The 25,233-nt window shown below is 66.6% G+C and carries 31 protein-coding genes; 16 read left to right on the top strand and 15 right to left on the bottom strand.

All coding sequences use genetic code 11. The features are described 5' to 3' along the window. Position 1: 1 nt before the first annotated feature. Complete coding sequence (locus P0Y50_14090; GenBank protein ID WEK39648.1) at positions 2-1,612, bottom strand: peptidase S10; 1,611 nt, start codon at positions 1,610-1,612, stop codon at positions 2-4. 140 nt (positions 1,613-1,752) lie between these two features. On the opposite strand from P0Y50_14090, the gene purN reads away from it, so the two are divergent. Next, complete coding sequence (gene purN / locus P0Y50_14095; protein ID WEK39649.1) at positions 1,753-2,355, top strand: phosphoribosylglycinamide formyltransferase; 603 nt, start codon at positions 1,753-1,755, stop codon at positions 2,353-2,355. A gap of 244 nt (positions 2,356-2,599) precedes the next feature. Continuing rightward, positions 2,600-4,654: a peptidase M13 gene (locus tag P0Y50_14100; GenBank protein WEK39650.1), complete on the top strand. Its 2,055-nt coding sequence runs from the start codon at positions 2,600-2,602 to the stop codon at positions 4,652-4,654. A gap of 79 nt (positions 4,655-4,733) precedes the next feature. Here the strand turns inward: P0Y50_14100 and P0Y50_14105 are convergent, their stop codons facing one another. From P0Y50_14105 to P0Y50_14120, 4 genes are all read right to left on the bottom strand, one after another. Next, entirely contained in the window at positions 4,734-4,934 is a 201-nt protein-coding gene (locus tag P0Y50_14105; protein WEK39651.1) for a hypothetical protein, read from the bottom strand. A gap of 131 nt (positions 4,935-5,065) precedes the next feature. Then, entirely contained in the window at positions 5,066-5,485 is a 420-nt protein-coding gene (gene ndk / locus P0Y50_14110) for a nucleoside-diphosphate kinase (GenBank protein ID WEK39652.1), read from the bottom strand. 92 nt (positions 5,486-5,577) lie between these two features. Further along, positions 5,578-5,985, bottom strand: a complete 408-nt coding sequence (locus tag P0Y50_14115) for a type II toxin-antitoxin system VapC family toxin (GenBank protein WEK39653.1) — start codon at positions 5,983-5,985, stop codon at positions 5,578-5,580. A gap of 8 nt (positions 5,986-5,993) precedes the next feature. Next, complete coding sequence (locus P0Y50_14120) at positions 5,994-6,335, bottom strand: type II toxin-antitoxin system Phd/YefM family antitoxin (protein ID WEK39654.1); 342 nt, start codon at positions 6,333-6,335, stop codon at positions 5,994-5,996. Positions 6,336-6,381: 46 nt separating this feature from the next. Here P0Y50_14120 and P0Y50_14125 point away from each other — a divergent pair, with 46 nt between their 5' ends. Together P0Y50_14125 and P0Y50_14130 are read left to right on the top strand one after the other, a co-directional pair. Continuing rightward, positions 6,382-8,271: an ABC-F family ATP-binding cassette domain-containing protein gene (locus P0Y50_14125; GenBank protein WEK41585.1), complete on the top strand. Its 1,890-nt coding sequence runs from the start codon at positions 6,382-6,384 to the stop codon at positions 8,269-8,271. Beyond that, positions 8,268-8,510: a DUF2164 domain-containing protein gene (locus P0Y50_14130; protein ID WEK39655.1), complete on the top strand. Its 243-nt coding sequence runs from the start codon at positions 8,268-8,270 to the stop codon at positions 8,508-8,510. Before P0Y50_14125 ends, P0Y50_14130 begins: the two co-directional genes overlap by 4 nt. Positions 8,511-8,516: 6 nt before the next feature. Here P0Y50_14130 and P0Y50_14135 read toward each other — a convergent pair whose 3' ends face one another. Then, positions 8,517-9,218, bottom strand: a complete 702-nt coding sequence (locus tag P0Y50_14135) for an AIM24 family protein (protein WEK39656.1) — start codon at positions 9,216-9,218, stop codon at positions 8,517-8,519. Positions 9,219-9,341: 123 nt separating this feature from the next. Between P0Y50_14135 and P0Y50_14140 the strand changes: the two genes are divergently transcribed. Beyond that, on the top strand, positions 9,342-10,142 hold the full coding sequence (locus tag P0Y50_14140; protein ID WEK39657.1) for a DUF4198 domain-containing protein: 801 nt from the start codon (positions 9,342-9,344) through the stop codon (positions 10,140-10,142). Positions 10,143-10,234: 92 nt separating this feature from the next. Here P0Y50_14140 and P0Y50_14145 read toward each other — a convergent pair whose 3' ends face one another. Continuing rightward, positions 10,235-10,444: a DUF3126 family protein gene (locus P0Y50_14145; GenBank protein ID WEK39658.1), complete on the bottom strand. Its 210-nt coding sequence runs from the start codon at positions 10,442-10,444 to the stop codon at positions 10,235-10,237. Positions 10,445-10,635: 191 nt separating this feature from the next. On the opposite strand from P0Y50_14145, the gene P0Y50_14150 reads away from it, so the two are divergent. Beyond that, positions 10,636-10,779, top strand: a complete 144-nt coding sequence (locus tag P0Y50_14150; protein WEK39659.1) for a hypothetical protein — start codon at positions 10,636-10,638, stop codon at positions 10,777-10,779. Between the two features lie 10 nt (positions 10,780-10,789). Here P0Y50_14150 and cysE read toward each other — a convergent pair whose 3' ends face one another. Then, positions 10,790-11,617: a serine O-acetyltransferase gene (gene cysE / locus P0Y50_14155; GenBank protein ID WEK39660.1), complete on the bottom strand. Its 828-nt coding sequence runs from the start codon at positions 11,615-11,617 to the stop codon at positions 10,790-10,792. Between the two features lie 20 nt (positions 11,618-11,637). Beyond that, the gene (locus tag P0Y50_14160) at positions 11,638-12,264 is read right to left on the bottom strand and encodes an NUDIX hydrolase (GenBank protein ID WEK39661.1); all 627 of its coding nucleotides are present in this window, start codon (positions 12,262-12,264) and stop codon (positions 11,638-11,640) included. 45 nt (positions 12,265-12,309) lie between these two features. Here P0Y50_14160 and P0Y50_14165 point away from each other — a divergent pair, with 45 nt between their 5' ends. Next, on the top strand, positions 12,310-12,903 hold the full coding sequence (locus P0Y50_14165) for a nitroreductase (GenBank protein ID WEK39662.1): 594 nt from the start codon (positions 12,310-12,312) through the stop codon (positions 12,901-12,903). A 72-nt stretch (positions 12,904-12,975) separates the two neighbouring features. Then, positions 12,976-13,638 (top strand): DedA family protein, encoded by a 663-nt coding sequence (locus P0Y50_14170; GenBank protein WEK39663.1) that lies wholly within the window; start codon positions 12,976-12,978, stop codon positions 13,636-13,638. 550 nt (positions 13,639-14,188) lie between these two features. Here P0Y50_14170 and queF read toward each other — a convergent pair. Then, positions 14,189-14,650: a preQ(1) synthase gene (queF, locus tag P0Y50_14175; protein ID WEK39664.1), complete on the bottom strand. Its 462-nt coding sequence runs from the start codon at positions 14,648-14,650 to the stop codon at positions 14,189-14,191. Between the two features lie 370 nt (positions 14,651-15,020). On the opposite strand from queF, the gene P0Y50_14180 reads away from it, so the two are divergent. The 5 genes from P0Y50_14180 (at position 15,021) to P0Y50_14200 (ending at position 17,615) form a co-directional block, all read left to right on the top strand. Next, positions 15,021-15,953, top strand: coding sequence for a nitronate monooxygenase family protein (locus tag P0Y50_14180; protein WEK39665.1), 933 nt, complete (start codon positions 15,021-15,023; stop codon positions 15,951-15,953). Between the two features lie 35 nt (positions 15,954-15,988). Then, positions 15,989-16,702: a TorF family putative porin gene (locus tag P0Y50_14185; protein ID WEK39666.1), complete on the top strand. Its 714-nt coding sequence runs from the start codon at positions 15,989-15,991 to the stop codon at positions 16,700-16,702. A gap of 176 nt (positions 16,703-16,878) precedes the next feature. After that, positions 16,879-17,091, top strand: coding sequence for a cold-shock protein (locus P0Y50_14190; protein ID WEK39667.1), 213 nt, complete (start codon positions 16,879-16,881; stop codon positions 17,089-17,091). A gap of 51 nt (positions 17,092-17,142) precedes the next feature. Continuing rightward, positions 17,143-17,337 (top strand): hypothetical protein, encoded by a 195-nt coding sequence (locus tag P0Y50_14195; protein ID WEK39668.1) that lies wholly within the window; start codon positions 17,143-17,145, stop codon positions 17,335-17,337. Positions 17,338-17,360: 23 nt separating this feature from the next. Beyond that, complete coding sequence (locus tag P0Y50_14200; protein WEK39669.1) at positions 17,361-17,615, top strand: hypothetical protein; 255 nt, start codon at positions 17,361-17,363, stop codon at positions 17,613-17,615. 21 nt (positions 17,616-17,636) lie between these two features. Here P0Y50_14200 and P0Y50_14205 read toward each other — a convergent pair whose 3' ends face one another. Genes P0Y50_14205 through P0Y50_14220 form a run of 4 tightly spaced genes read right to left on the bottom strand, consistent with a single transcriptional unit; the run spans position 17,637 to position 20,870 of the window. Then, positions 17,637-18,800, bottom strand: a complete 1,164-nt coding sequence (locus P0Y50_14205; protein WEK39670.1) for a cystathionine gamma-synthase — start codon at positions 18,798-18,800, stop codon at positions 17,637-17,639. Beyond that, a complete protein-coding gene (locus P0Y50_14210; protein WEK39671.1) occupies positions 18,800-19,237 on the bottom strand; it encodes a DUF2442 domain-containing protein in 438 nt (145 codons plus the stop codon). Before P0Y50_14210 ends, P0Y50_14205 begins: the two co-directional genes overlap by 1 nt. Then, entirely contained in the window at positions 19,234-19,461 is a 228-nt protein-coding gene (locus P0Y50_14215) for a DUF4160 domain-containing protein (protein WEK39672.1), read from the bottom strand. The genes P0Y50_14210 and P0Y50_14215 overlap by 4 nt, the downstream gene beginning before the upstream one ends. An 8-nt stretch (positions 19,462-19,469) precedes the next feature. After that, a complete protein-coding gene (locus P0Y50_14220) occupies positions 19,470-20,870 on the bottom strand; it encodes a cystathionine beta-synthase (protein ID WEK39673.1) in 1,401 nt (466 codons plus the stop codon). A 118-nt stretch (positions 20,871-20,988) separates the two neighbouring features. On the opposite strand from P0Y50_14220, the gene rnr reads away from it, so the two are divergent. The 3 genes from rnr (at position 20,989) to P0Y50_14235 (ending at position 24,566) form a co-directional block, all read left to right on the top strand. Next, a complete protein-coding gene (rnr, locus tag P0Y50_14225) occupies positions 20,989-23,298 on the top strand; it encodes a ribonuclease R (protein WEK39674.1) in 2,310 nt (769 codons plus the stop codon). A 139-nt stretch (positions 23,299-23,437) separates the two neighbouring features. Further along, entirely contained in the window at positions 23,438-24,148 is a 711-nt protein-coding gene (locus P0Y50_14230; GenBank protein ID WEK39675.1) for an NUDIX domain-containing protein, read from the top strand. Positions 24,149-24,152: 4 nt separating this feature from the next. Continuing rightward, positions 24,153-24,566, top strand: a complete 414-nt coding sequence (locus P0Y50_14235) for a DUF5990 family protein (protein WEK39676.1) — start codon at positions 24,153-24,155, stop codon at positions 24,564-24,566. A gap of 4 nt (positions 24,567-24,570) precedes the next feature. Here the strand turns inward: P0Y50_14235 and P0Y50_14240 are convergent, their stop codons facing one another. Further along, complete coding sequence (locus P0Y50_14240) at positions 24,571-25,137, bottom strand: hypothetical protein (protein WEK39677.1); 567 nt, start codon at positions 25,135-25,137, stop codon at positions 24,571-24,573. Between the last annotated feature and the right edge of the window lie 96 nt (positions 25,138-25,233).

Here is a 25,233-nt window from a genome sequence, read left to right on the forward strand (position 1 = left end):
CCTATCGCGCGCCGCCGTTCGCCGTCTCGGCATAGAAGCGCGACAGGTCGGCGTGCAGCTTCACCAGGGCGTCGTGGCTCAGGTACATCATGTGCCCGCCCGCATAGTAGGTGAACTCCAGGTTCGGCCGGATGCTGGGTTCCAGCATCATCTGCGCCAGGTCGAATTCGGTCGAGAAGAACGGCGTGGCGGCGTCGTAATAGCCGTTCAGCGACATCACCTTCAGATACGGGTTGCGCCGCATCGCCGTGGCCAGATCGACAGCGGTGTTGGGTGTTGTCTGCGGCCCGCCGACCGGCGGACGGTGGTTCCAGTTCCAGTTGAAGCCGGGCAGGCCCCGCGCCGACATCCGGTATTCGACGTCGGTCTTGTAGTTCAGCTGATTGGCCACATAGTCGCGGAAGATGCCGAAATAGGCCCCCGTGACCGCCGAGCTGGACGGATCATCCTCCGGCTCGCCGCCTGACGCATCCTCGTCCAGGCCCAGATAACGGGTGTCCAGCCGACCGATGGTCTGGCGCCGGTCCCGCAGCAGTTCCTTGCGGAAGCTGCTCAGATCCACCCGCATATTGGCGTTGTCGATGAAGGTGGTCGACAGGCCGGTCAGTTCGCTCATCTGACGCACGATCTGGGCGCGTTCCGCGTCCGAGATCATATGCCCCTTGGCCAGGGCCGAAGCATATGGACCCAGGGCGAAGTCGCGCGCCCGCTGAACCTGTTCCTCCACCGTCGCGGCGGGATTGGCCAGCTTGTGGTGATACCAGGCCGTCGCCGCATAGGTCGGCAGCAGGGTGACGAAGTTCTGCGGATAGCCCGGCTGGCGCACGCCGTAGTTCATGATCGAGGACAGCAGCACCACCCCGTTCAGCGACATCCCCCGGTCTTCCAGCTGGAAGGCCACCGCCCCCGTGCGCAGGGTGCCGTAGGATTCGCCGATGATGTATTTCGGGCTGGACCAGCGGCTGAACTTGGTCGTGTAGCGCATGATGGCGCGGGCGAAGGCGTCGGCGTCGCCGTCCACACCCCAGAAGGTCGAACCCGGCGTCTCGCCCAGCGGACGCGAGAAGCCCGCCCCCACCATGTCGATGAAGACCAGATCGGTCTGATCCAGCAGGGTCTGGTCGTTGGGTCCGAAGGCGAAGGGCGCGGGCCGCACCACGGTCGGTTCGTCGGTCTGAACCCGCATCGGCCCGAACGATCCCATGTGCAGCCACACGGTCGGAGAGCCCGGCCCGCCGTTGTAGAGATAGGTCACCGGCCGCGTCCCGACCGGCTGACCGTCCAGCGTATAGGCGGTGTAGAACAGGCTGGCGGTCGGCATTCCCGCATCGTCGCGGATGGTCAGGGTCCCCGCCGTCGCGTGATAGCGCAGGGTCTTGCCGTGGGCGTTGACCGAATGGGCGGTGACGACCTCGGTTTCCTGCACCGGGGCGCGGGCCCAGTCCTTCTCGATGGCCTCGGCGTTGGCGTTGCGGAAACGGTCGGTCGCCGAGCGCATGGACGCGCCCCCGCCGTTGTTGCTGCTGCTGTTGGCGCCGCTGTCCTGAGCCAGCGCCGCCACGGGCGCGCCCAGCATCGCGGCGATGGCCGCGAGGCAGATCAGTCTGTTCATGCGATACTCCCCTGTACGCGCCGACCCGCAACCCCTCGCCGCGTGATCGACGTTACACGCTAACGTCTTGGCGAAGGCGACGACAAGGGCCATTCGCGTTTCGCCTTGCCAAGCGCCGCCCGCCCGGCCAATGCGGGGCGATGTCACTCCATGCCCTGCCGCCCGTCCGCGTCGCCGTCCTGATCTCCGGGGCCGGATCGAATATGGCGGCGTTGATCGACGCCGGTCAGGCGGCCGACAGCGGCTATGAGGTCGCGCTGGTGGTGTCCAACATCGAGGGCGCGGGCGGGCTGGCCGTTGCGGCGGCCAAGGGGGTGGCGACGGCGACAGTGCCGCACAGGCCGTTCGGCAAGGACCGTGAGGCGCATGAGCGGGCCGTGGACGCGGTGTTGCGGGATGCCGGGATCGAGGTCGTGGCCCTGGCCGGCTATATGCGGGTGCTGACGCCCTGGCTGGTCGGCGGCTGGCGCGGGCGGATGCTGAACATCCACCCCAGCCTGCTGCCCCTCTATCCGGGCCTGGACACCCACGCCCGCGCCATCGCCGCCGGCGACGCCGAGGCGGGCTGCACCGTGCATCTGGTCACCGAGGGGGTCGACGAAGGCCCGATCCTGGGCCAGGCGCGCGTGCCGATCGTGGCGGACGACACGCCGGAGGCCTTGGCCGAACGGGTCAAGACGGCGGAACATGCGCTTTATCCGCGCGTGCTGGATGGCTTTTGTCGGGATTTGGAGCGGGGTTAGGCCCCTTCCCCATGCGTCATCCTAGGCCTTGTGCCTAGGATCCATAATCCCGGCCTGTCCGCAGCGTGCGCCCTGTTCGAATAGCGAGCGTATGGCTCCTAGGCGCAAGGCCTAGGATGACGGATTCAAGATTGGGCTGCGCTGGTCCCGATCAACCCGCCCCGAAGATTACAAAAACGTCATGCGACAGACCGCCGCACCGGCGCGATGGTGCCGCCGACCAAAATCGGGACCTATTTCCTCCATGACACGCATTCGTCTGATGGCCGCCTGTTCGGCCTGTATCGTCGTCGCCCTGACCGGCGGCGCCGCCTCGGCCCAGGAGCATTCGCACGGCCTGCCGGGCGCGCCGTCTCCGTTCGGAACCTGGGGCTTCGACCTTGCCGGACGCGACACGGCGGTGAAGCCGGGCGACGACTTCAATGAATACGCCAACGGGACCTATCTGCGGACGACGGAAATCCCGGCGGACAAGGCCCGCTTCGGCCCGTTCGACGTCCTGTACGAAAACGCCCAGGGCCAGTTGAAAGCCATCATCGAATCCAGCGCGGCCAATCCGGTCAACGCCAACGCCCAGAAGGTCGGCGCCCTGTACGCCAGCTTCATGGACGAGGCCCGCGTCAACCAACTGGCCGCCGCCCCGCTGGCCGCCGATCTGGCGGCGGTCAAGGCTGTGACTGACCACGCCGGCATGGCGCGGCTGATGGGCCAGAGCCATGAGGGCTTCGGCGCCTCCCTGTTCGGCATCGACGTGTTCGAGGACCTGCAGAAGCCGGACATGAACTCGGCCTATCTGGGTCAGGGCGGGCTGGGCCTGCCGGACCGCGACTATTATCTGAAGCCTGACTTCGCCGCCCAGCGCGAAGCCTATCTGGCCTATCTGACCCGCACCCTGACGGCCATCGGCTGGACCGACCCGGCCAAGTCCGCCGCCGACATCCTGGCCTTCGAGACCAAGGTGGCCGACAAACAATGGACCACGGTCGAACGCCGCCAGATCGACAAGCTGTACAACCCGGCCAAGGCGGCGGACCTGCCGACCCTGGCCCCCGGCGTCGACTGGGCCGCCTTCCTGTCCGGCGCCAAGGTGTCGGACGTGGAAACCCTGGTGCTGATGGAGAACACCGCCATCCCCGGCATCGCCCAGGTGTTCGCCGACACCCCCATCGAGACGCTGAAGGCCTGGCAGGCGTTCAATGTGGTCGATCAGGCCAGCCCCTATCTGTCGCAGGCCTTCGTCGACAGTCGCTTCGAGTTCCGGGGCAAGACCCTGCGCGGCCAGCCCGAGAATCGTCCGCGCTGGAACCGCGGCGTGGCCCTGGTCGATGGCCAGCTGGGCGAGGTTCTGGCCCAGGAATATGTCCGCCTGCACTTCCCCGCCTCGTCCAAGGCCCAGATGGAGGCCCTGGTCGGCAACATCCGCGACGCCATGACCGAGCGGCTGAAGCACGTCGATTGGATGAGCGAGCCGACGCGCGAACAGGCCCTGTACAAGATGTCCAAGTTCGGGGTGAAGATCGGCTATCCCGACAAATGGCGCAGCTATGACGGACTGGAGCTGAAGCCCGACGATCTGTACGGCAACGTCGAGCGCTCGGCAGCCTTCGAATGGGATTACAAGCGCGGCAAGATCGGCAAGCCCGTCGATCCGCTGGAATGGGGCATGACGCCCCAGACGGTGAACGCCTATTACAACCCGCCGCGCAACGAGATCGTCTTCCCGGCCGCCATCCTGCAGGCGCCCTTCTTCGATCCGAACGCGGACCCGGCCGTCAACTACGGCGGCATCGGCGCGGTGATCGGGCACGAGATCACCCACGGCTTCGACGATCAGGGCAGGAAGTCGGACGGCGACGGGGTGCTTCGCGACTGGTGGACGCCGCAGGACGCCGCCCGCTTCGAGGAACGCGCCAAGGTTCTGGGCGCCATCTACGACAAGCTGGAGCCGATCCCCGGCGTGCACGTCAACGGCGAGCTGACCATGGGCGAGAACATCGCCGACCTGGGCGGCCTGTTGCTGGCGCTGGACGCCTATCACAAGTCGCTGAACGGCCAGCCCGCGCCGGTCATCGACGGCCTGACCGGCGATCAGCGCGTCTTCCTGGGCTGGGCGCAGGTCTGGCGCGAGAAATCGCGCGAGGCGGCGCTGAAGGAGCAGCTGACCACCGATCCCCACTCGCCCGGCCCGGTGCGCGCCGCCACCTCGCCCCGCAACATCGACGCCTGGTACGCCGCCTTCGGCGTGTCGCCCGACCAGAAGGAATATATCGCGCCCGACGCCCGCGCGCGCATCTGGTAGGCGCGCCGGACTTCAGACGCAGAAAAGGCCCGGAGCGCACGCTCCGGGCCTTTTTGTCATCCGGGCCTGGCGCCTGGATTTAGCGGGGCTTGGTCGCCGCGCCGGCGACGGCGCCGATGGCGGCGCCCGCCACGGTCGAGCCGGTGTTGCCGCCGATGGCCTGGCCGGCGACCGCGCCGCCCAGGGCGCCGGTGGCGGCGCGTTGTTCCATGGTCTGACCGCAGGCGGCCAGAAGCGCCACGACGCCGACGACCGGGGCCAGTTTGATGAGGGTCTTCATGGGTCTTCTCCGAGACAGCGAGAGGGGACGATGTTGACCGAACGGAAAAGGCCCGCGTCCGGTTCCGGACGCGGGCCTTTCATTATGGTGTCGCTATGCTCGGGACGCGGTCCCAGGCCCGGCTTCAGCGCTTAGCCGACGATCTGGTCGTCTGTGAAGAACTGGGCGATCTCGATCTTGGCGTTGTCCTGGCTGTCCGAGCCGTGGACCGAGTTCTCGCCGATCGACAGGGCGAACTGCTTGCGGATGGTGCCTTCGGCGGCCTGTTCCGGGTTGGTGGCGCCCATGACTTCGCGATAGGCGGCGACGGCGTTGTCGCCTTCCAGCACCTGCACCACGACCGGCTCGGCGGTCATCTGCTCAACCAGTTCTCCGTAGAACGGGCGCTCGGCGTGGACTTCGTAGAATTTCTTGGCTTGCTCGGTCGTCAGCTTGACGCGGCGCTGGGCGACGATGCGCAGGCCGGCGCCTTCGATCACGGCGTTGACCGCGCCGGTCAGATTGCGGCGCGTGGCGTCGGGCTTGATGATCGAGAAGGTGCGTTCGGTCATGGGAGTGACTTCTTCTGTTTTAGTCGATTGAGGGTCGCGGGCTTATAGCGACGCCCCGCACCTGCGCCAACCCCCGCGCCAAGCCGCTGTCTTCAGCAGGCGATCGCCCGCACATGGCCGGCGGCGGCGTAGTCGAGGATGGCGCGGTCGCGGGTGACGAGGATGAGGTCGTGAGATCGCGCCGTTGCGATCAGCATCCGATCCGCCGGATCTCTGTGCGCCAGATCGGGCAACTCGCCCACATCGATCATGAGATCGAAATCAAGCGCCAGCAGCCGCGCGCGCGTGGCCCTTATCGCCTTGGCCAGCCAGCCCCTGACGTCCCCCGCGATCACGACCTCCAATGATCGTTTCTGGCTGATGATTCCAAGTTCCCAGGCCGTTGCTGCGGAGATGTGGACACCGCCGGCGGTGCTGGCCGCCACGATCACAGTCGCGGCTTCCTTCCGGATAGGCTCCCCCAAAACGATCCAGATCAAGGCGTGGGTGTCGAGCAGCACACCGTCACTCATTCCTCGCGCAGCCCGAGCCCGAGATCATAGTCAGGATCGTTCAGGCCCATATCGGCCTCGACCGTCGTTCCGAACACCTGTTCGTAAATTGGCTTCGCCAGATCGATGCCCGGGTCGATTGTCAGCGACCCCTTCATGCTCCCGAACATGCTGCGCGGCTCCCAAGGCTCCTTGATCGCGGCATCAGGAGCAACCAGAACGGCGGCCTCCTTGCCGCGTTTGGTGATATGAACCTTGCGGATCTCGCCCGAGTTCACGCGGTCCAGCAGGTCCAGGCACTTGGCCTTGAACTCCGTCGCCGTTATGACGACCTCGCCGCTTACAAGATCATACGTCATGACTGGTCATATAGAGATGACCAGTCAGAAAGTCCATGCGCCTGCCATGCTCCAGATCACCGACCTGACCTTCAACGCCTGGGGCCGCAAATTCCTCGTGGACGCCTCCGTCAGCCTGCCGCCCGGCGCCAAGGTCGGGCTGGTGGGGCGTAACGGCATCGGCAAGTCGACGCTGTTCAAGCTGATTCTCGGCGAGTTGAACGCCAATGGCGATGAGATCAGCCTGCCCAAGACCGCGCGCATCGGCTCGGTCGATCAGGAACACCCCGCGACCCCCGTCAGCGTCATCGACACCATCCTTGAGGCCGACGTCGAGCGCCACGACCTGCTGGGCCGTCTGGAGACCGCCGAGCCGGAGGAGATGGGCGAGATCTGGTCGCGCCTGATCGAGATCGACGCCGACGCCGCCCCCGCGCGCGCCGCCGAAATCCTGGTCGGCCTGGGCTTCGATCAGGAGAACCAGGCCCGGCCGATGTCCGAGTTCTCGGGCGGCTGGCGGATGCGCGTGGCCCTGGCGGCGGCCCTGTTCGCCGAGCCGGACATGCTGCTGCTGGACGAACCGACCAACTACCTCGATCTGGAAGGCGCCCTGTGGCTTGAGGCGCGGCTGAAGAAATACCCGCACACCGCCCTGATCATCTCCCACGACCGGGAGATGCTGAACGAGGTCTGCACCCATATCCTGCACCTGGCGAACCACACCCTGACCCTCTACACCGGCAACTACGACGCCTTCGAAAAGGCGCGCGCCGAGAAGGCTAGGCTGCAGCTGTCGGCCAAGGCCAAGCAGGACGCCGAACGGGCCCACCTCCAGTCCTTCGTGGATCGCTTCAAGGCCAAGGCGTCCAAGGCCGCCCAGGCCCAGTCGCGCATGAAACGGCTGGAGAAGATGCAGCCGGTCGCGACGACCATCGAGGAGCGCGTCGCCCCCTTCACCCTGCCCTCGCCGCCGCGTCCTCTGGCGCCGCCGCTGATCCGGCTGGAGCGCGCCAATGTCGGGTATGAGACCGGCAAGCCGATCCTGCGGAACCTGAACCTGCGGATGGACCTGGACGACCGCATCGGCCTCTTGGGCGTCAACGGCGCGGGCAAGTCCACCTTCGCCAAGATGATCGCCGGCGCCCTGGACGTGTCCGAGGGCGAACTGCACCGTGACAAGAAGATGCGCGTGGGCTGGTTCCACCAGCATCAGATCGAGGCGATGGACCCCACCGACACGCCGTTGGAGATCATCCGCCGCGCCATGCCGGATGCACCCGAAAGCGCGCGCCGCTCCAAGCTGGCTCAGTTCGGCCTAGGCTATGAGAAGCAGGAAACCACGGTCGACAGCCTGTCGGGCGGCGAACGCGCGCGCCTGCTGCTGAACATGGTGGCGATGGATGCGCCGCACGTCCTGATCCTGGACGAACCGACCAACCACCTGGACATCGACAGCCGCCGGGCGCTGCTGGACGCCCTGAACGACTACAATGGCGCCGTCATCCTGATCACCCACGACCGCTCGTTGATGGAGATGGTGGCGGACCGGCTGTGGCTGGCCGCCGACGGCACGGTGAAACCCTTCGACGGCGACATGGACGACTACGCCAAGTTCGTGCTCGACCGCGCCAAACAGGCCATCGCCAAACCCAGCCAGATCAAGAAGGAAGAGGCTGCGGCGGCCGCGCCGGTTCAGAACAACAAGGGCAAGAAGAACGACAAGAAATCAGGCCCTTCGCCGTCCACTCTCCGTCACGCGGTCAAGAAGGCCGAGGAGACCATGAGCCGCCTGACCGCCGAGATCGCCCGCATCGACGACGACATGGCCACGGCCTCGGTCAGCAATCCCAAGGCGCTGGAGGGCCTGACCCGCGCCCGCGCCAAGACCGAGGCCGATCTCGCCGCCGCCGAAGCCGCCTGGGTCGCGGCCGAGGAAGCCCTGGCCGAGGTCGCATGAAGCCGATCCGCTTCAGCCGCGAGGAGGTCGCCGCCATCACGGCGAAGCTGCGCCCCTATTTCCGCGACGAGCTGGACGTCGAGCTGCGCGACCTTCCGGCCGAGATGCTGATCGACTTCCTGGCCCGCGAGATCGGCCCCTTCTTCTACAACCGCGCCCTCTATGACGCCCAGGCCGTGCTGAAGAAGAAGGCCGACGACCTCGCCGAGGCGGTCGCCGGCCTGGAACGCTCCGAATAGGGTCCGTCAGCCGCCGTTGTTGGCCTGCATATAGGTTTCCTCATAGGGCTGGACCACGACCCAGCCCTCGCCGGCGAACTTCATCTGGATGCTCTCGCCCGAGCCTCGGCCGACCAGTGTCTTCAGCGAGATGTCGGTGGCGATTTCGGGCGACAGGCTTCCCGACCAGGCCACGGTGGCGTTCGGGTCGGTGAAGACCGGGCCGGTCGCCGCGCTGACCTTCAGGGTCAGCGGATCATAGTGGGAGGTGATGGCCACGATGCCGCTGCCGCTCAGCTTCACGTTGAACAGGCCGCCGGACAGCATGCCCGCGACGCGCTTCATCATGGTGATCTGGTTGCTGATGCCGTTTTCCAGCGCCAGCACGTCGTTGCCGTTGACGAAGATGGTCTCGTTATCCAGCCGCAGCAGGGTGATCTTCTTGCCGGTGTCGGCCAGATAGACGCGGCCCTGGCCCTCCATCTTCATCAGCACCATTCCCTCGCCGCTGACGGCCTTCTTCAGCAGGTTGCCCAGGCCCTGTTCCATCAGGCCCTGACGGGTGAACTTCACCTGTCCGGTCCGCGCCACCATGGCGCCGGACTTGGCCCAGACCGAACCGTTCAGGCGGACTTCCAGCAGATAGGCGTTCTCCAGCTCGAAGGCTTCGGCGCTGACATCCTTTTCCTTATAGGCGGCGACAAACTCGGCGACGGTTTTCACGGGCATGGCGATCTCTGGAACGGTTTGGGGGACGGCGAACCTGGGCGAACAGGGTTGCTTCATGCAAGCCCCAAATATTGCAAACGCCTCGCAATCTTATACTATCCGCCCGAACGCGAGAGGCGCAGCATGAGCAGACCCATCCTCCACGCCAGTCTTCTGGCCAGCCTGCTGGCCGTCTGGAGCGCAGGGGCCGCCCAGGCCCATTCCCCCTATCTGCGGCCCAATGTCTTCGACGCCACCAACCGCGACCATGTGACGGTCGAGGCGGCCTTCACCGAGGACGTGTTCAACGCCGAGGTGGTCATGCGCTCGGATCATTTCCATGTCGTGGGGCCGAACGGCGACACGCCGATCACCACCGTCACCTATCTGCGCGATCTGGCGGTGTTCGAGGCGCCGACGCCGGTGGACGGCCTTTACCGCCTGTCGTCCGGCGCGCGAGAGGGCCGTGCGGCCAAGATGTACCAGACCCCCTCGGGCTGGAAGATGGTCGGGGAAGAAGATACGCCGCCCCCGCCCGGCGCAGAACTGGTCGATGTGCAGAGCATCACCGTCGCGGATGTCTATGTGGTGAGGGGCGCGCCGGACGAGGCGGCGCTGAAGCCTTCGGGCCACGGGCTGGAGCTTCAGCCGCTGATCCAGCCGGGCGACATCGTGGCGGGCGAGGATGCGCCCTTCCGCCTGCTGTTTGACGGCCAGCCGGTGGCGGGCGCCGATGTGACCGTATTTCGCGAGGCGGGCCAGTATGACGGGCGCAAGGTCGAGAGCGAAACCCGCACCGACGGCGCCGGCCGGATCACGCTGAAGGTCGCCGAGCCGGGGGCCTATATGACCCAGGTGCGTCACCGCATCGCCGCACCGCCCGGCGCGGCCACCCCCTGGCGCAGCTACACCCACACCCTGACCTTCATCGCCCACGCGGGGTGAAGGACGCGCGCGGCAGAACGTCATTCCGGGTTCGTCCTTCGGACGCCCCGGAATGACGGCTATCTATCGAATATCGATCGAACCTATCGATCTCAGTCCGGCAGGTCTTCGGACAGGATGGCCATTTCGAACATGAACGAGCCTTCTTCGTCCTCGTCCTCGAAGACGATGCCGATGAACTCGTCGCCGACATAGACCTCGGCCGAATCATTCTGCTTGGGGCGGGCCTTCACGATGATGCCGCCGGTGTTGAAGGTGCGCTTGAGGTGGCCCTCGATGCGCTTCAGGTCGGTGTCTTTCACGGATGGCCTCATGGTCTTGGATTGGCGGCGGACCCTAGAGAAGTCCGGGGGTCAGGGGAACCGCCGCCGGTCATTTTCCGCCGCCGCGATCCGTCGAACGAAAAATCCGCCTCGCCGTTCATTTTCCTTTACGGCCCCCGGCCCTCGGCGACGTCAAATAAACGTCACCGTTCGTTTCGAGGGAAACGCCGATGCTGTTGTCGATCATGGTCGGCGAAGCGCTCTATATCGCTCACCGCTGTCGACGGGCGCTTCTGGCCTCGCCGGTCGTTCTGGCCTGCGCTGCGACGGCCATGGCCCTATTCCATCACGGGCCGGTCTCGCCGCACGGCTGACGCTCCCCTCTCAGATCACGAAGTCATAGACCACGTCGGCCAGGGTATGGTCCATGGTGCGCGCCGGCTCGGCGCCGGTCGGACAGTTGACCAGACGCGCGGGCACGCCCGCCACGGTGCAGCCGGTCGGCACGGCCTTCAGCACGACCGAGCCTGACGCAACCTTGGCGTAGTCGCCGATATGGATATTGCCCAGCACCTTGGCCCCGGCGCCCAGCAGCACGCCCTTGCCGATCTTGGGGTGACGATCGCCGCGTTCGGCGCCCGTTCCGCCCAGGGTCACGTTGTGCAGCATCGAGACGTCGTCGCCGACCACCGCCGTCTCGCCGATGACGATGCCCGTGCCGTGGTCCAGGAACAGTCCCTTGCCCAGACGCGCGCCCGGATGGATGTCCAGCTGGAACAGCTCCGAAATCCGGCTCTGGAAGTGGAAGGCCAGGGTCTCGCGCCCCTGTCCCCACAGCCAGTGCGCCACGCGCCAGGCCTGCAGCGCCTGAAAGCCTTTGAAATACAGGAAGGGCTGCAACAGGTTCCGGATCGCCGGATCGCGTTCGGCGACGGCCTGAAGGTCCGCCTCAGCCGCCTCGACCACCGCTGGATCGGCCTTGAACGCCGACAGGCAGACCTCGCGCACCGACATGGCGCTCATCTCGCCGTCGGCCAGCTTGCGCGCGATCTGGAAGCTGAGCGCGCCCGCTAGATCGTCGTGCGACAGGATCACCGCATTCATCTGCGAGCCCAGTTGCGGCTCCTCGCGTGAGGCGGCCTCGGCCGAGGCGCGCAGCTGACGCCACACGCTGTCGATTCCGGTTTCCGCGACGACTTCCAGCTTGGCCATGACCCGCTCCTTCCCGCTCATCATACGCGTCCCAGCAAGGCGCGCGCCAGCGCCTCGGGCAGATCGCCGTTCTGAGCCATATGATAGGCCTTGTAGGCCGTCGCCACCGTCAGTCCATCACGCACCGTCCCCCGCTCGATTTCGTCCAGCAGGTCCAGGAACGGCACGCGCGCCACGGCGATGATCTCGGTCGGATCGGGCGCGGTCGGCGCCGGCGTCAGGCCCCAGGCGATCCAGGTCATGCCGATCTCGTCGGTGATGGAGTTGGACATCTCGACGCTCAACGCGGGCGCCCAGTGTTCGGCGTGCAGCCCCGCCTCTTCGGCCAGTTCGCGCCGCACCCCGTCGAACGGGTCTTCGTCCAGCGGCGCCCCGCCCTCGGGCATTTCCCAGGAATAGTTGGCCAGGGCGAACCGTTGCTGGCCCACCAGGGTCACGGTTCCGTCGTCGTGGACGGGCAGGACGCCGGTCCCCACATTCTTGAACCGCACCACGGCGTAGTCGGCCTTCATCCCCGTGGGCGCCGTCGCGGGATGCCGCGTCAGGGCCATCCACGGGCTGTCGAACACCGTCTCGGTTCCGTCGCTGCGCCACGCCGGCGGCTTGGCCAGCCCTTGGGCCCATTTCGGTTCGTCGCTTTTGCGCATGGGCCACCTATGGCGGATGAGGGGTCGAAAGCCTAGCTAGACGGCATGACCGCGCTTAACGAGCCCCTCCCCCCGCCCGTTCCGTCCAAGGCCTTTCTGGACCGGCTGGCCCAGCGCCGTTCGGCGCCGGCCCAGGCCCTGACGGCCCCCGGCCCGTCGCAGGCCGAGCTGGATCACATCCTGGCCCTGGGCGCCCGCACGCCGGATCACGGCAAGCTGTTCCCCTGGCGCTTCGTGGTGCTGGGGCCGCAGTCGCGCGCCGAGATCGCGGCCCGGCTGGCGGTGCTGGTCGAACTCAGGAACGGCCCGGCCAAGGATCAGGCGGTCCTGGCCAAGCTGACCGCCGCGCCCATCACCATTCTGGTCGTGTCGACCCCCGTCCCCGACGCCAAGCCGATCTGGGAGCAGCAGTTGTCGGCCGGGGCGGTCTGCATGAACCTGGAACACGCGGCCGGCGGCTTCGGCTACCACGCCAGCTGGATTACCGACTGGTACAGCTACGATCCGCAGGCCCTGCCGCTGTTCGGCGTCGGCGAGGGCGAAAGCGTCGCGGGCTTCATCCACATCGGCACGCTGAACGAACCGGCGCTGGAGCGTCCCCGCCCGGAGATGTCAGCCAAGGTCACACGCCTGCCGTAAGCCGGTGACATAAGGTCGCCCTGCGTCGGTTCGCCCTCGACCGACCCCGCCTTTCTCCCCCAAGGCCTTCGTATGGATTCCCTGTTGCAAGCCGTGGGCGACTTCATCGCCCGCAACCATATGTGGGCCGGCGTTCTGCTGGGCCTGATCACCTTCTTGGAGTCGCTGGCCGTCATCGGCGCCTTCGTGCCCGCCACCGGCCTCCTGGTCGCGGCGGGCGGCCTGATCGCCGCCGGGGTGCTGGACCCCGTCAACGTCATCGTCGGCTGCGTCATCGGCGCGGTGATCGGCGACGCCGTCTCCTACTGGGCCGGGCGGCGCCTGGGGGTGCGGTTCCTGCAGCGCCCCATGTTCAAGCCGCACCGCCGCCGCATCGCCTGGACGCGCCTGTACTGCCGTCGCTACGGCGTCATGTCGATCTTCGTCGGTCGCTTCTTCGGGCCCTTGCGCGCCTTCGTGCCCCTGACGCTGGGGATGCTCAGGATGCGCCAGCGCGCCTTCCAGCTGGGCAATGTCACGTCCGGGATCGTCTGGGTCCTGGCCATGCTGGCGCCCGGCTATCTGGCCGCCCAGGGCCTGGCCCGGATGGAAATCCTCAGCGAGGCCCACGGCCCCACCCTGCTGATCGGCGCCCTGGCCGCGACCATCCTGGTCGTCGCCGTCGTCTATCGCCTGGTCAAGGCCCGCATGAGCCGCAAGTCGGCCATCATGCGCGGGGCGTTGCAGAGCCGCTGAACGGTTCGTCTTCCGGTCGGTGCACGATCGAAACCAGCACCACCGAAATGATCATCAGCAGGAGCCCTTCACGAACAGCGATATTCTTATTGCGCCCAAATTCGTCACGAACCATCATCTCGCGCGATGACCAGACAAGATCCAGGGCTCTATTGGGTGGCGCCGTTTAGTCCAGCAGGGCTTTTCAGGCGGTTCGATCTGAAGCGACAGATCGAAAACCACTGGCGGATAGAAATCGAATGGCGCCGGGCCCGTCCAGAAGACTGGCCCTCAAAACCCATGCGCGGCGAATTCACTCATGCCAAACACGGGGGATATGGATACGTCACTGAGCAGGGCTCCAAACTACTGTTCGTCGTCCCTCGCGGATGGGAGGAGCCGGAATGGGAGTTGGCCGAGTTTGATAGAGCCCGAAAGCAATGGCGGAACCTTGGGTATTTCGAGCCTTTGTCGCCGAACTGGATAATGCCTGCCTAGCGACAACAGCCAATTCGAAACACTGTTTCATTCCAATACGGAAGCATCGTTCTTAGAGAACAGGCGCCGCCCCTCACCCCCGCCCACGATAGGTCGGCACGCCCTGGTCGGGCAGCCACAGCCCCTCGGGCGGGGCGCCGGTCTGCCAGAAGACGTCGATGGGGATGCCGCCGCGGGGGTACCAGTAGCCGCCGATGCGCAGCCATTTCGGGGCCAGCAGGTCGGCCAGTTTGCGGCCGATGGCGACGGTGCAGTCCTCGTGGAAGGCGCCGTGGTTGCGGAAACTGGTCAGGTACAGTTTCAGGCTCTTGGACTCGACCAGCCACTCGCCCGGCGCATAGTCGATGACGATGTGGGCGAAGTCCGGCTGGCCGGTCACCGGACACAGGCTGGTGAACTCCGGCGCCGTGAACCGCGCCAGATACAGGGTGTCCGCGTGGGGGTTCGGCACCCGCTCCAGCACGGCGGTTTCCGGGCTGGTCGGGGCGGCGGTCTGGGCGCCCAGCTGGCTGAGGTTGTCGGTGTAATGGGTCATGAGCGGGATTTAGGCGTTTGCGGCGCACATGAAAATCCTCCCCATCGGAAGGATGTCTTTCCCCGCCATCCTATCGGTCGCGAACTTCCCGCATCGTTTCAACACCCTGCACGGCGCCAGCGTCAATCGACCATCCCCGGCCGCAAACGGCTGTACGATAGGCGGTTTCAGATTGTTGGAGGCCCCGCGAATTGCACCTTATTGCACATTGCACTGTTTTCGCCGGTGCAGTGCAATTTCGCCCCGCCCGGATTTCAGACGATTCAGACGATTGAGACGGTGTATTTCCGACCGCCGTCTGAAAACGCCCCGATTGCCTTCCCCCACGATAGCCGGTTATCCGTAGCGAAAGAAAACCAAGGAGACGCGCATGGCCATTCCCGCATCGCTGCAAAAGGGCCTGACCCTGCCGGTCATTTCGGCGCCCATGTTCCTGGTCTCGGGGCCGGATCTGGTGGTGGAGGCCTGTAATGCGGGCGTCATCGGCGCCTTTCCGTCGCTGAACCAGCGCACGACCGAGGGCTATCGCGACTGGATTCACGAGATCAAGGGCCGGCTGAAGCCCGACGCCGCCGCCTTCGGGGTCAACCACATCGTCCACCCGACCAATCCCCGGCTGATGGCCGACATGATGGTGTCGGTCGAGGAGAAGGTGCCGCTGATCATCACTTCGCTGGGCGCGGTGCGTGACGTGGTGGACGCCGTGCATGGCTATGGCGGTCAGGTCTTCCACGACATCGCCAACATCCGTCACGCGCGAAAGGCCGCAGAGGCGGGCGTCGACGGCCTGATCCTGGTCGCCAACGGCGCGGGCGGCCATGCGGGCGTCATCAATCCCTTCGCCCTGGTCAACGAGGTCCGCAGCTTCTTCGAGGGGACCATCATCCTGTCGGGCGCGCTCTCCACGGGTCAGGACGTGGCCGCCGCCCTGATGCTGGGCGCCGACTTCGCCTATATGGGCACCCGCTTCATCAACACGAACGAGGCGATGGCCGCCCCTGCCTACAAGCAGATGATCGTCGACAGCGGGTCGACCGACATCGTCCATACGCCCGCCGTCTCGGGCATTCCGGCCAACTTCATGAGCAAGTCATTGATCGAAAACGGAATCGATCCAAAGACCCTGCCCGAACACAAGCTGGACATGGGCGACGAGGCCAAGGCCTGGAAGACCGTCTGGTCGGCGGGCCAGGGCGCGGGCGCCATCCATGACGTCCTGCCGACCGCCGAACTGGTCGCGCGCCTGCGACAGGAGTTCACTCAGGCCACGGATCAATTCGCCATCAAGACCGGAGCACGCTAAAGGCGCCGAACCGCATCTCGCGCGTTGGAGCCGTCATGATCCGCACCGCCGTCCCCGCGTTCGTCGCCGCCGCCCTCGCCGCCGCCGCCCTGGCGACGCCCGCCCTGGCTCAATCCGCCCCGGCTCCGTCGGCTCGGGACGCCTGGTCGTTCGAACTGGGCGCCGGCACCGACAACCGCTCCAAGAACGCCTCCAAGTCGGGCGGCGACGGCTACGCCTTCGGCTCGGCGACCTGGCAGAGCGCGGACGGCCTGTTCTACGCCGGCCCCGGTTTCGAGACGATCCAGTCCGGCGGCTCGAACCTCGAGGCCGAGTTCGTCGCCGGCTATCAGCCAGAGGCCTTCGGCTATCAGTTCGACTTCAACCTCGCCTACAAGAACCGCCTGGGCGCAGATAGCGGCTACGACCAGGACGCCTGGGAGCTGACCGGCAACGTCAGCCGCGCCATCGGCCCGGCCAGCGCCCGGCTGCAGATCCAGTATTCCCCCGACGCCGCCGGCCCGACCGACAGTTTCACCTGGGTCGAGGGCCAGATCGGCTGGGACTTCACCCCCCGCCTGAACGGCACGGCGGCGGTGGGGCGGCGCGACCAGAAGGGCGGCCCCGACTACACCGGCTGGAACGCGGGCGTCACCTATGCCCTGACCGACGCCCTGTCGGTGGACGTGCGCTATCACGACACCGACGCCGACACCTATGGCGAGCAGTACAAGCAGGCGCTGGTGGCCAAGGTCGCCTACGACTTCTGACGCCGCCCTTGCGCGAGGACGGGGGACTTCCCATCTGGTGTCTGTCGATCTCTCTCTGCGTAACGCTGCTGCTCCCTTTGCATCTACGCACCGAGGTCCAAAAGCCGATCCCATTCAGATCCGACAGGCCGACCAGGGATCCCTCCCTGCGGTCAACGCCAGACGGAGGTCTCCAAATGGCTACCGGCACTGTAAAATGGTACAACCCCACCAAGGGCTACGGCTTCATCGCTCCCGATGACGGCGGCAAGGACGTCTTCGTCCATGCCTCGGCCGTCGAAACCTCGGACGTGGGTTCGCTGAACGAAGGCCAGAAGATCTCGTACGAGATCGAGCGCGACGCACGCTCGGGCAAGGAATCCGCCGGTCGCCTCAAGGCGGCGGAGTAGGACACGCTCCAGGCGTCCAATACGAACGAACCGGCCCCGACTACAGCCGGCATGATCGCCTTCGACGGCGAAGTCCTAAAGCTGACGCCGCTCGGCGGACGACGGGTTCGTCTGGACAACGGCCATCTTATCACGGCCCTGCCCTCGCTGGACGATCGGACGCGCGTCTCGCGGCCGGGTGACCGTGTGACGGTGGAAATCGCCTTCAACTCGCTGAAGGGCTGGCGCCTGTCGCGCCGGCCCTGACGCCTCTACATACGGATGCCCAAATGACCCCGCTCGCCGACATGATTCCCGCGATGACCGACGCCGACCTGACCACCCTGCGCGCCAACGCCGCGCGTCTGGTGGAGCACGGCGCCTCGACCCAGGTCCTGGCCGCCAGCGACATCATTCCGATCATCGACGTCGAGATCGCCCGCCGCGCCGCCCTGCCCAAGCCCGCCAAGGCCCCGGTGAAGCGCGCCGCGCCCAAGAAGAAGCTGCCGCCGGTCACCGGCCACCAGACCGCCCTGCCGGGCTGAGGCTGGCCTGGGCCCGATCGATCAGCCCAGGGCCTGATCCAGATCGGCGATCAGGTCCTCGACGTTCTCCACGCCGACCGACAGCCGGATCAGATTGTCGGTCACGCCGCCCGCCTCGCGCACCTCTTTCGGCACCGAGGCGTGGGTCATGATGGCCGGGTGGTTGACCAGGCTTTCGACGCCGCCCAGCGACTCGGCCAAGGTGAAGACCTGCACCCGCTCCAGTACGCGCTTGGTGCGCTCCAGATCGCCGTCCAGGATCACCGTCACCATGCCGCCGAAGCCGCCGCTCATCTGGCGCGCGGCCAGATCATGCTGCGGGTGGGCGATCAGGCCGGGATAGATCACCTTGGCGATCCCGGCCCGCGTCTCCAGCCAGCGGGCGATGGTCAGGGCGTTTTCGCAATGCGCCTTCATCCGCAGCGCCAGGGTCTTCAGGCCCCGGTTGGCCAGGAAGGCGTCGAACGGCCCCATGATCCCGCCGACCGAGTTCTGCAGGAACTTGATCCGCGTCGCCAGATCGGCGTCGCCCGTGACCAGCACCCCGCCGATGATGTCCGAATGGCCGTTCAGGTATTTGGTCGCCGAATGCATGACCACATCCGCGCCCAGGCTCAGCGGCTGCTGGCAGAAGGGGGTGGCGAAGGTGTTGTCCACGACCAGCAGCAGGCCATGCGCCTTGGCCACCTTGGACAGGGCGGCGATATCGGCCAGCTTCATCAGCGGATTGGTGGGAGTCTCGACCCACAGCATTTTCGTCTTGGGCTTGATGGCCGCCTCGACCGCCGCGATGTCGCTCAGGTCCACATAGGCGAAGTCCAGCCCCATGGTGCGCCGACGCACCCGCTCAAACAGCCTCCACGATCCGCCGTAAAGGTCGTCGCCGGTCACGACATGATCGCCCGCGTCCAACAGCTCCAGCGCCGTCGAGGTCGCCGCCATGCCCGAGCCGAAGCCGAACCCGTGCGTCCCGCCCTCCAGATCGGCGACACAGGCCTCGAACGCCTCGCGCGTCGGGTTCTTGCCCCGCGCATACTCATACCCCTTGTTCACGCCCGGGCTTTCCTGGGCATAGGTCGAGGTGGCGTAGATCGGCGTCATCACCGCCCCCGTCGTCGGATCGGGACGCTGGCCGGCATGGATGGCGCGGGTCGAGAAACCCTGGCTGTTTTTCTTGTCAGTCATTACGCGGCTTTCAACGCATCCCAGCCCTTGCAGGCCAGTTGAATGGAGCGAGGCACCGTGGCCTCGGTCGAATATCGGATCACGCTGGCCCGAGAGATGCCCAGGGCTTCGGCGGCCGCCGTGGCGGAGAAACCGTTGCGAAGACGCCATTCCAGGAACGACCGCGTATCCTCCCTGCCCCAGGCCGACAGGCTGTCGAGCCACAGGGAGTCGGCGCCGATCTCGATGTCGCCGGGCCAGACCAGACTATGACCCCAATCGCCCAGATCGACGGCCGTGAAGACGGCCGGATCGCGCAACGCCTCGAACGCCTTGCCCTCCAGCGTCCTGGTCAGGTCGATCCGTGCCTCGCGACCGTCGCCCCAGAGCAGATCCAGCCAGCAGGGCGCGGACGCCTTGACTACGGTCAGTTCATGTTGGTCTTCGACGCCCATCATGGGTTCAACTCGTTCCAGGTGTCCGCCAACTCGCCCCGCCGCTCGCTGGCCCAGGCGATGGCGGCGGCGAGCGATCTCGCATCATAGGTTCCTATGATGACCTCCAGGGTGGCGATTGCAACCGAACACCGCCAGCCGCGCCCCTCGACGTGGAAGTGCGGCACGCCATGATCGCGGCCATAGACGGCGATCTTCCAGGCCGGCGCTCGGTGCAGCGTCACCATGAACGAGCCTAGCGATTCAGGCTCAGGTGGTTGATCAGGTCGGTGCGGGTGATCAGGCCGACGAAGGTTTCGCCGTCCAGCACGATGGCCACGCGGTCGCGGTCGAAGACGGGGATCAGGGCGTCCAGCGGTTCGTTGACCTGAACCGTGTCCAGATCGCGCGTCATGGCCGAGGACACCGGCTTGGCGAACCGTTCCTTGCGCGTGATCTCGTCGGTGTTCATCACCTGGATCAGGTCGCTTTCGTCCAGAATGCCGACCAGCCGCCCGTCGTCGATGATCGGCAGCTGGGACACGTCGGCGCCCTTCATCCGCTTGAAGGCGGTGTCCAGCGTATCGCCGGGTCCGGCGACGACCACATCGCCCTTCTCGTATTTGCGGTTGATCAGGTCCGACAGGTCGCCGTGGATTTCGCGCTCGCCCAGCCCCTGATCGGCCAGCCAGGCGTCGTTATAAACCTTGGACAGATACTTGGCCCCGGTGTCGCAGACGAAGGTGACGCAGGTCTTGGCTTCCGTCTGCTCGCGGCACCAGCGCAGGGCCGTCGCGATCAGGGTGCCGGACGACGACCCCGCCAGAATGCCTTCCTTCAGCAGCAGTTCGCGCGCCGTGGCGATGGCCTCGGCGTCGGGGATGGAATAGGCCTTGTCGATCAGGCTCATGTCCGCCGTGTCGGGCACGAAGTTCTGGCCGATGCCCTCGACCGTATAGCCGCCCTCCGGCCCCGGCACGCCGTCGTTGACGATGCCCGCCAGGGTCGAGCCGACAGGGTCGGCCAGGATGATCTGGGCCTTCGATCCCACGCTCTTCAGATAGCGGGCCGTGCCGGTGATGGTGCCGCCCGAGCCGATGCCGGCGACGAAGGCGTCGATGTCGCCGTCCGTTTGCTCCCAGATTTCCGGCCCCGTCGTCTTCACATGGGCGTCGGCGTTCGACTGGTTGGCGAACTGATTGACGTAATAGGCGCCGGGAATGGCCTGCGACAGGCGCTCGGCCATGTCGGTGTAATATTCCGGGTGGCCGTGCGGCACGTCCGAACGGGTCAGGCGAACATCGGCGCCCATGGCCCTGAGATGCTGGATCTTTTCCTTGGACATCTTGTCCGGGATGACCAGAAGCACCTTATATCCCCGTGCACGGCCCACCAGCGTCAGGGCCAGGCCCGTGTTGCCGGCCGTCGCCTCCACGATCGTGCCGCCTTCCTTCAGCCAGCCTTCCCGCTCGGCCGCGTCCAGCATCTCCACCGCGATCCGGTCCTTGATCGAGCCGCCGGGGTTCTGGGATTCCAGCTTGAGCAGCAGGCGGCACGGGCCGGTGTCGATCTTCGTCACCTCCACCATCGGCGTCTTGCCGATCAGATCCAGCGGCGACGACACGGTCGCGCTCAGGGCGGGGGCGTTGAGGGACATCGAAGACTCCATTCGGGATCGGCGCAAGCTGACGCCCTGCCTTCACAGGGTCAACTCACGCAAGTTTTGACCTTCAAGATTTGACCAAATGGCGCGGTTCCGCGCTACGAAAGACATAATGACCAATTCATCCAAGAGGCCGCCCGCCGGTCTCCCCGACAAAGACACGCTCGTCGCGTTCCTGCGCGAGGCCGGATCGGCCGAGAAGACCGATATCGCCCGCCACTTCGGGCTGAAGGGCGGCGACCGCCGGGCCTTGCGCGAAATGATCCGCGAACTTGAAGCCGAAGGCCGGCTGGGCAAGCGCGGCCGCAAGGGCTTTTCCGAGGCCGGCGCCCTGCCCCCCGTCGGCGTCGCCGATGTGATCGAGCGCGATGCGGACGGCGAACTGTACGTCCGTCTGGTCGAGGCCAGCCCCGACGCGCCCCACGCCCTGCTGATCCCCGACAAGACCAAGGCCGCGCCAGGCATGGGCGACCGCGTGCTAGTCAAATTCCAGCGCGGCGCCGAGGGCTGGGAGGCGCGGCTGATCAAGAAGCTGGACGTCGGGACCAACCGCGTCCTGGGCGTGATCCGCAAATCGGCGCGCGAAACCCGCGTCGAGCCGGTCGACCGCCGATCCAAGGACGTGCTGCTGGTGCCCCTGGCCCAGTCCGGCGACCTGCGTGACGGCGATCTGGTGCTGGCCGCCGTCGAGAAAGGCGACCAGCGTTATGGTCCCAAGCGCGGCAAGATTCTGGAGCATATCGGCAAGGAGGACGATCCCCGCGCCGCCTCCCTGATCGCCATCTACGCCCACAGCATCCCGACCGGCTTCTCCGAGGCCGTCGAGCGCGAGGCCGAGGATCAGGCCCTGCCGACCCTCAAGGGCCGCGAGGACCTGCGCGAGGTGCCCTTCATCACCATCGACCCCGCCGATGCGCGCGACCACGACGACGCCGTCTATGCCGCCCGCGACGAAGACCCCAAGAACCCCGGCGGCTGGATCGTCTGGGTCGCCATCGCCGATGTCGCCGCCTATGTCCGGCCCGGCTCTCAGCTGGACCGCGAGGCGCGCGAAAAGGGCAACTCGACCTATTTCCCCGACCGCGTCGAGCCGATGCTGCCTGAGGTGCTGTCCAACGGCCTGTGCAGCCTGAAGGAGGGCGAGAACCGCGCCTGCATGGCCGTGCGGATGGTCTTCGACAAGGAGGGGCGCAAGACCGGCCACAGGTTCGTGCGCGGCCTAATGCGGTCGCACGCCAAGCTCAGCTACGAACAGGCCCAGGCGGCCATCGACGGCCAGACAGACGACGCCACCGGCCCGATCATGGAGGCCATCCTCTATCCGTTGTGGAACGCCTATCACACCATGCTGAAGGGCCGCCTGAAGCGCAGCCCGCTGCAGATCGAATCGGCCGAACGCCGCATCCGCATGGCGCCGGATGGCGGCATCGCCTCCATCGAGAAGCGCACCTCGCTGGAGGCCCACCGGCTGATCGAAGAAATGATGATCCAGGCCAACGTCTGCGCCGCTGAGACCCTGGAGCAGAAGAAGACGCCCCTGATCTACCGCATCCACGACGCGCCCAGTCAGGAGAAGATCTTCAATCTGGCCGACTTCCTGCACACCATCGGCAAGCCGTGGAACAAGGGCGAGCCGGGCACGACCAAGCGGTTCAACAAGCTGCTGGACGAGACGCGCGACACCGAACACGCCGACGTGGTCAACGAGGTGGTCCTGCGCACCCAGATGCAGGCCATCTACAGCCCCGAGAACGTGGGCCACTTTGGCTTAAACCTGGACCGCTACGCCCACTTCACCTCGCCGATCCGGCGTTATTCCGACCTGATCGTCCACCGCGGCCTGATCCGCGCGCTGGGCCTGGGCAAGGACGGGCTGACGGATCGCGAGATCGCCGAACTGCCCGCTATCGCCGAACAGGTGACGACGACCGAGCGCCGCTCCATGGCCGCCGAGCGCGACGCCATGGACCGCTACATCGCCGCCTATCTGGAGGAGCACATCGGCGCGACCTTCAACGGGCGCATCACCGGCGTCACCCGGTTCGGCCTGTTCATCCGGCTGGAGGACACGGGCGCGGACGGTCTGGTCCCCGTCTCGACGCTGGGCAGCGAATATTTCACCCACGACGACCGCGCCCACGCCCTGGTCGGAGAACGCACCGGCAAACGCTTCACCCTGGGCCGAATGGTCGAGGTCAAGCTGCGCGAGGCCACGCCCGTCACCGGCGGACTGGTGTTCGAAATGCTGAGCGAGCCCGAGCCCCGCGATCCCAACGCCCCGGCCCCGCGCTATGGCGTCCGCGGACGCGGTGGCGATGGCCCGCCCATGCGCGGCAAGAACCGTCCTGGCGGCCCCAAGCCCCGCAACGGCTCCAAACCCTCTGGCGGCCTGAAGGGCGTCCGCAAAGGTAAACGGAAGTGACCCGAACATCCGCTCATCCCGGCGAAAGCCGGAACCCAGTCCTGTGGGCGATAGGCGTCCGAGATGATGCGCGCGCCAGGGTTCCGGCCGCCGGTGCAGACGAGAGCACTGGGTCCCGGCTTTCGCCGGGATGAACGGAATGAGAGATCAACCCTTCGACGCCGCTCAGGATTTGGCCGACGCCCCGCGCGTGTCGCGCGCGCGTCAGAGGCCCAAGGACGCCGCGACCCTGATCCTGACGCGGGGCGGCGAGACGCCCGAGGTGCTTATGGGGCGCCGGGCGCCGGGGCATGTGTTCATGGCTTCGAAATGGGTGTTTCCGGGCGGGCGGATCGACCGCAGCGACTTCACCGCCGCCGCAACGGGCGATCTGTCGTCAGACGTGGCCCGGCGGCTGGAGAACGAACTGCCGGCGCGGCGCGCCCGCGCCCTGGCCCTGACGGCGGTGCGCGAGACGTTCGAGGAGACGGGCCTGATCCTGGGCCGGTCCGCGCCAAGCACATCTGTCGCCGGGCCATGGCGCGACTATCGTCAGGCGGGCGCCCTGCCCGATCTGTCGGTCCTGACCTATGTGGCCCGCGCCATCACGCCGCCCGGCCGTACGCGGCGGTTCGACGCCCGGTTCTTCATGGCGCCGGCCGAGGCGCTGCTGACGCCCGAACCGACGGCCGGATCGGGCGAACTGGACGAGATCGCCTGGCTTCCTCTGGATCGGGCGCGGGCGCTGGATCTGCCCGCCATCACGCGGTTCGTGCTGGGGGAACTGGCCGAGCGGCTGGCCCAGCCGAACCGCCCCCTGCCCTTCGTGCGCATGGTGCACGGGCGGCATCTGGTCGATCACAGGGACTGACGTCATGACCGGCGCCGCCATCATCCTGCGCCTGACCATCGCCGATCCGGTCGCGGGCGTCGCCTACAGCCTGCAGGACAAGGCGAACAGGCCTATCGATTCGCGCACCGCCCACGACGGTCCGATCCATTTCGATGTCCCGATCACCCTGTCCGATGACGGGCGTCCGACGGGTCCTTTCGTGCGGCGCGAGGGGCCGACGCGGCGGTTCGTCTATATCGCCATCGGAACCTCGGCGGGTCAGCACGACAGCGTCTGGAGCCGCCGCGCCAAGATCGACGTCCACGACATTTCCGCCGACCTTCTGGCTCTGGCGCGTCAGGGTCATGTCCTGGAAGTCGTCCTGCCCGGTCGCGCCAAGGACGACGGCCCGGCCTGCGCCACCGTGCGCCCGCTTCAGACCTGGCGCGCCGTCTGAACCCTCAGTCAGCCAACGGCCGGGTCAGGTCGAACTCGACACGGAAATGCCGGTTGGGGCGCCTCAGTTCATAGGCGAACATCCCTGCGGGATGGACCTCCATCGCCCAGACGTTGGTCGTCGAGACCGCCGCGTCATTGGCGTTGAGCAGGGCGATCGATTCGGCGTCGACCGGGAACGTCTGCCGCTCGGCCGTGCCGGCGCTGGCCGTGTCGCCGCCGTACCAATGCAGGACATCGGTCGTTCCGTCTTGGTGCCTGTGATCGTGTTTCAGCCGAAGGCCGGTATCCGTACGGGTCACGACCCAGGTGCGCGACCGGTCCGCGCCCACCGCGAAGGGAATGCGGACCTCATCCGCCGAACAGTCGCGCACATGCATGACCAGCCGCTCGCTGGCGAATCCGGCGTCGGCGGCGTCGGTCGTGACGACCCGGCCTTCGAATCGCTGGCCGCACAGCGCGTTCAGTCGCGCCATGAAATCGTCCTGAGCCGGAGCCGAGGATGCGGCCGCGACACCGGCGGGCGACAGGGAAACCAGGGCCGCAGCGGCCAGCAGGGGTGCGATTTTCATGGCGTCACCCTAACTGTACGGACGACCGCATCAACGCGGCATCGCGACCGTTGACTTTGGGGCGATCCTGAGTATGTTCCGCGCCTCTTATTTTAA

The organism is Candidatus Brevundimonas colombiensis (assembly GCA_029202665.1).
In the GTDB taxonomy this organism is placed as follows: Bacteria; Pseudomonadota; Alphaproteobacteria; order Caulobacterales; family Caulobacteraceae; genus Brevundimonas; species Brevundimonas colombiensis.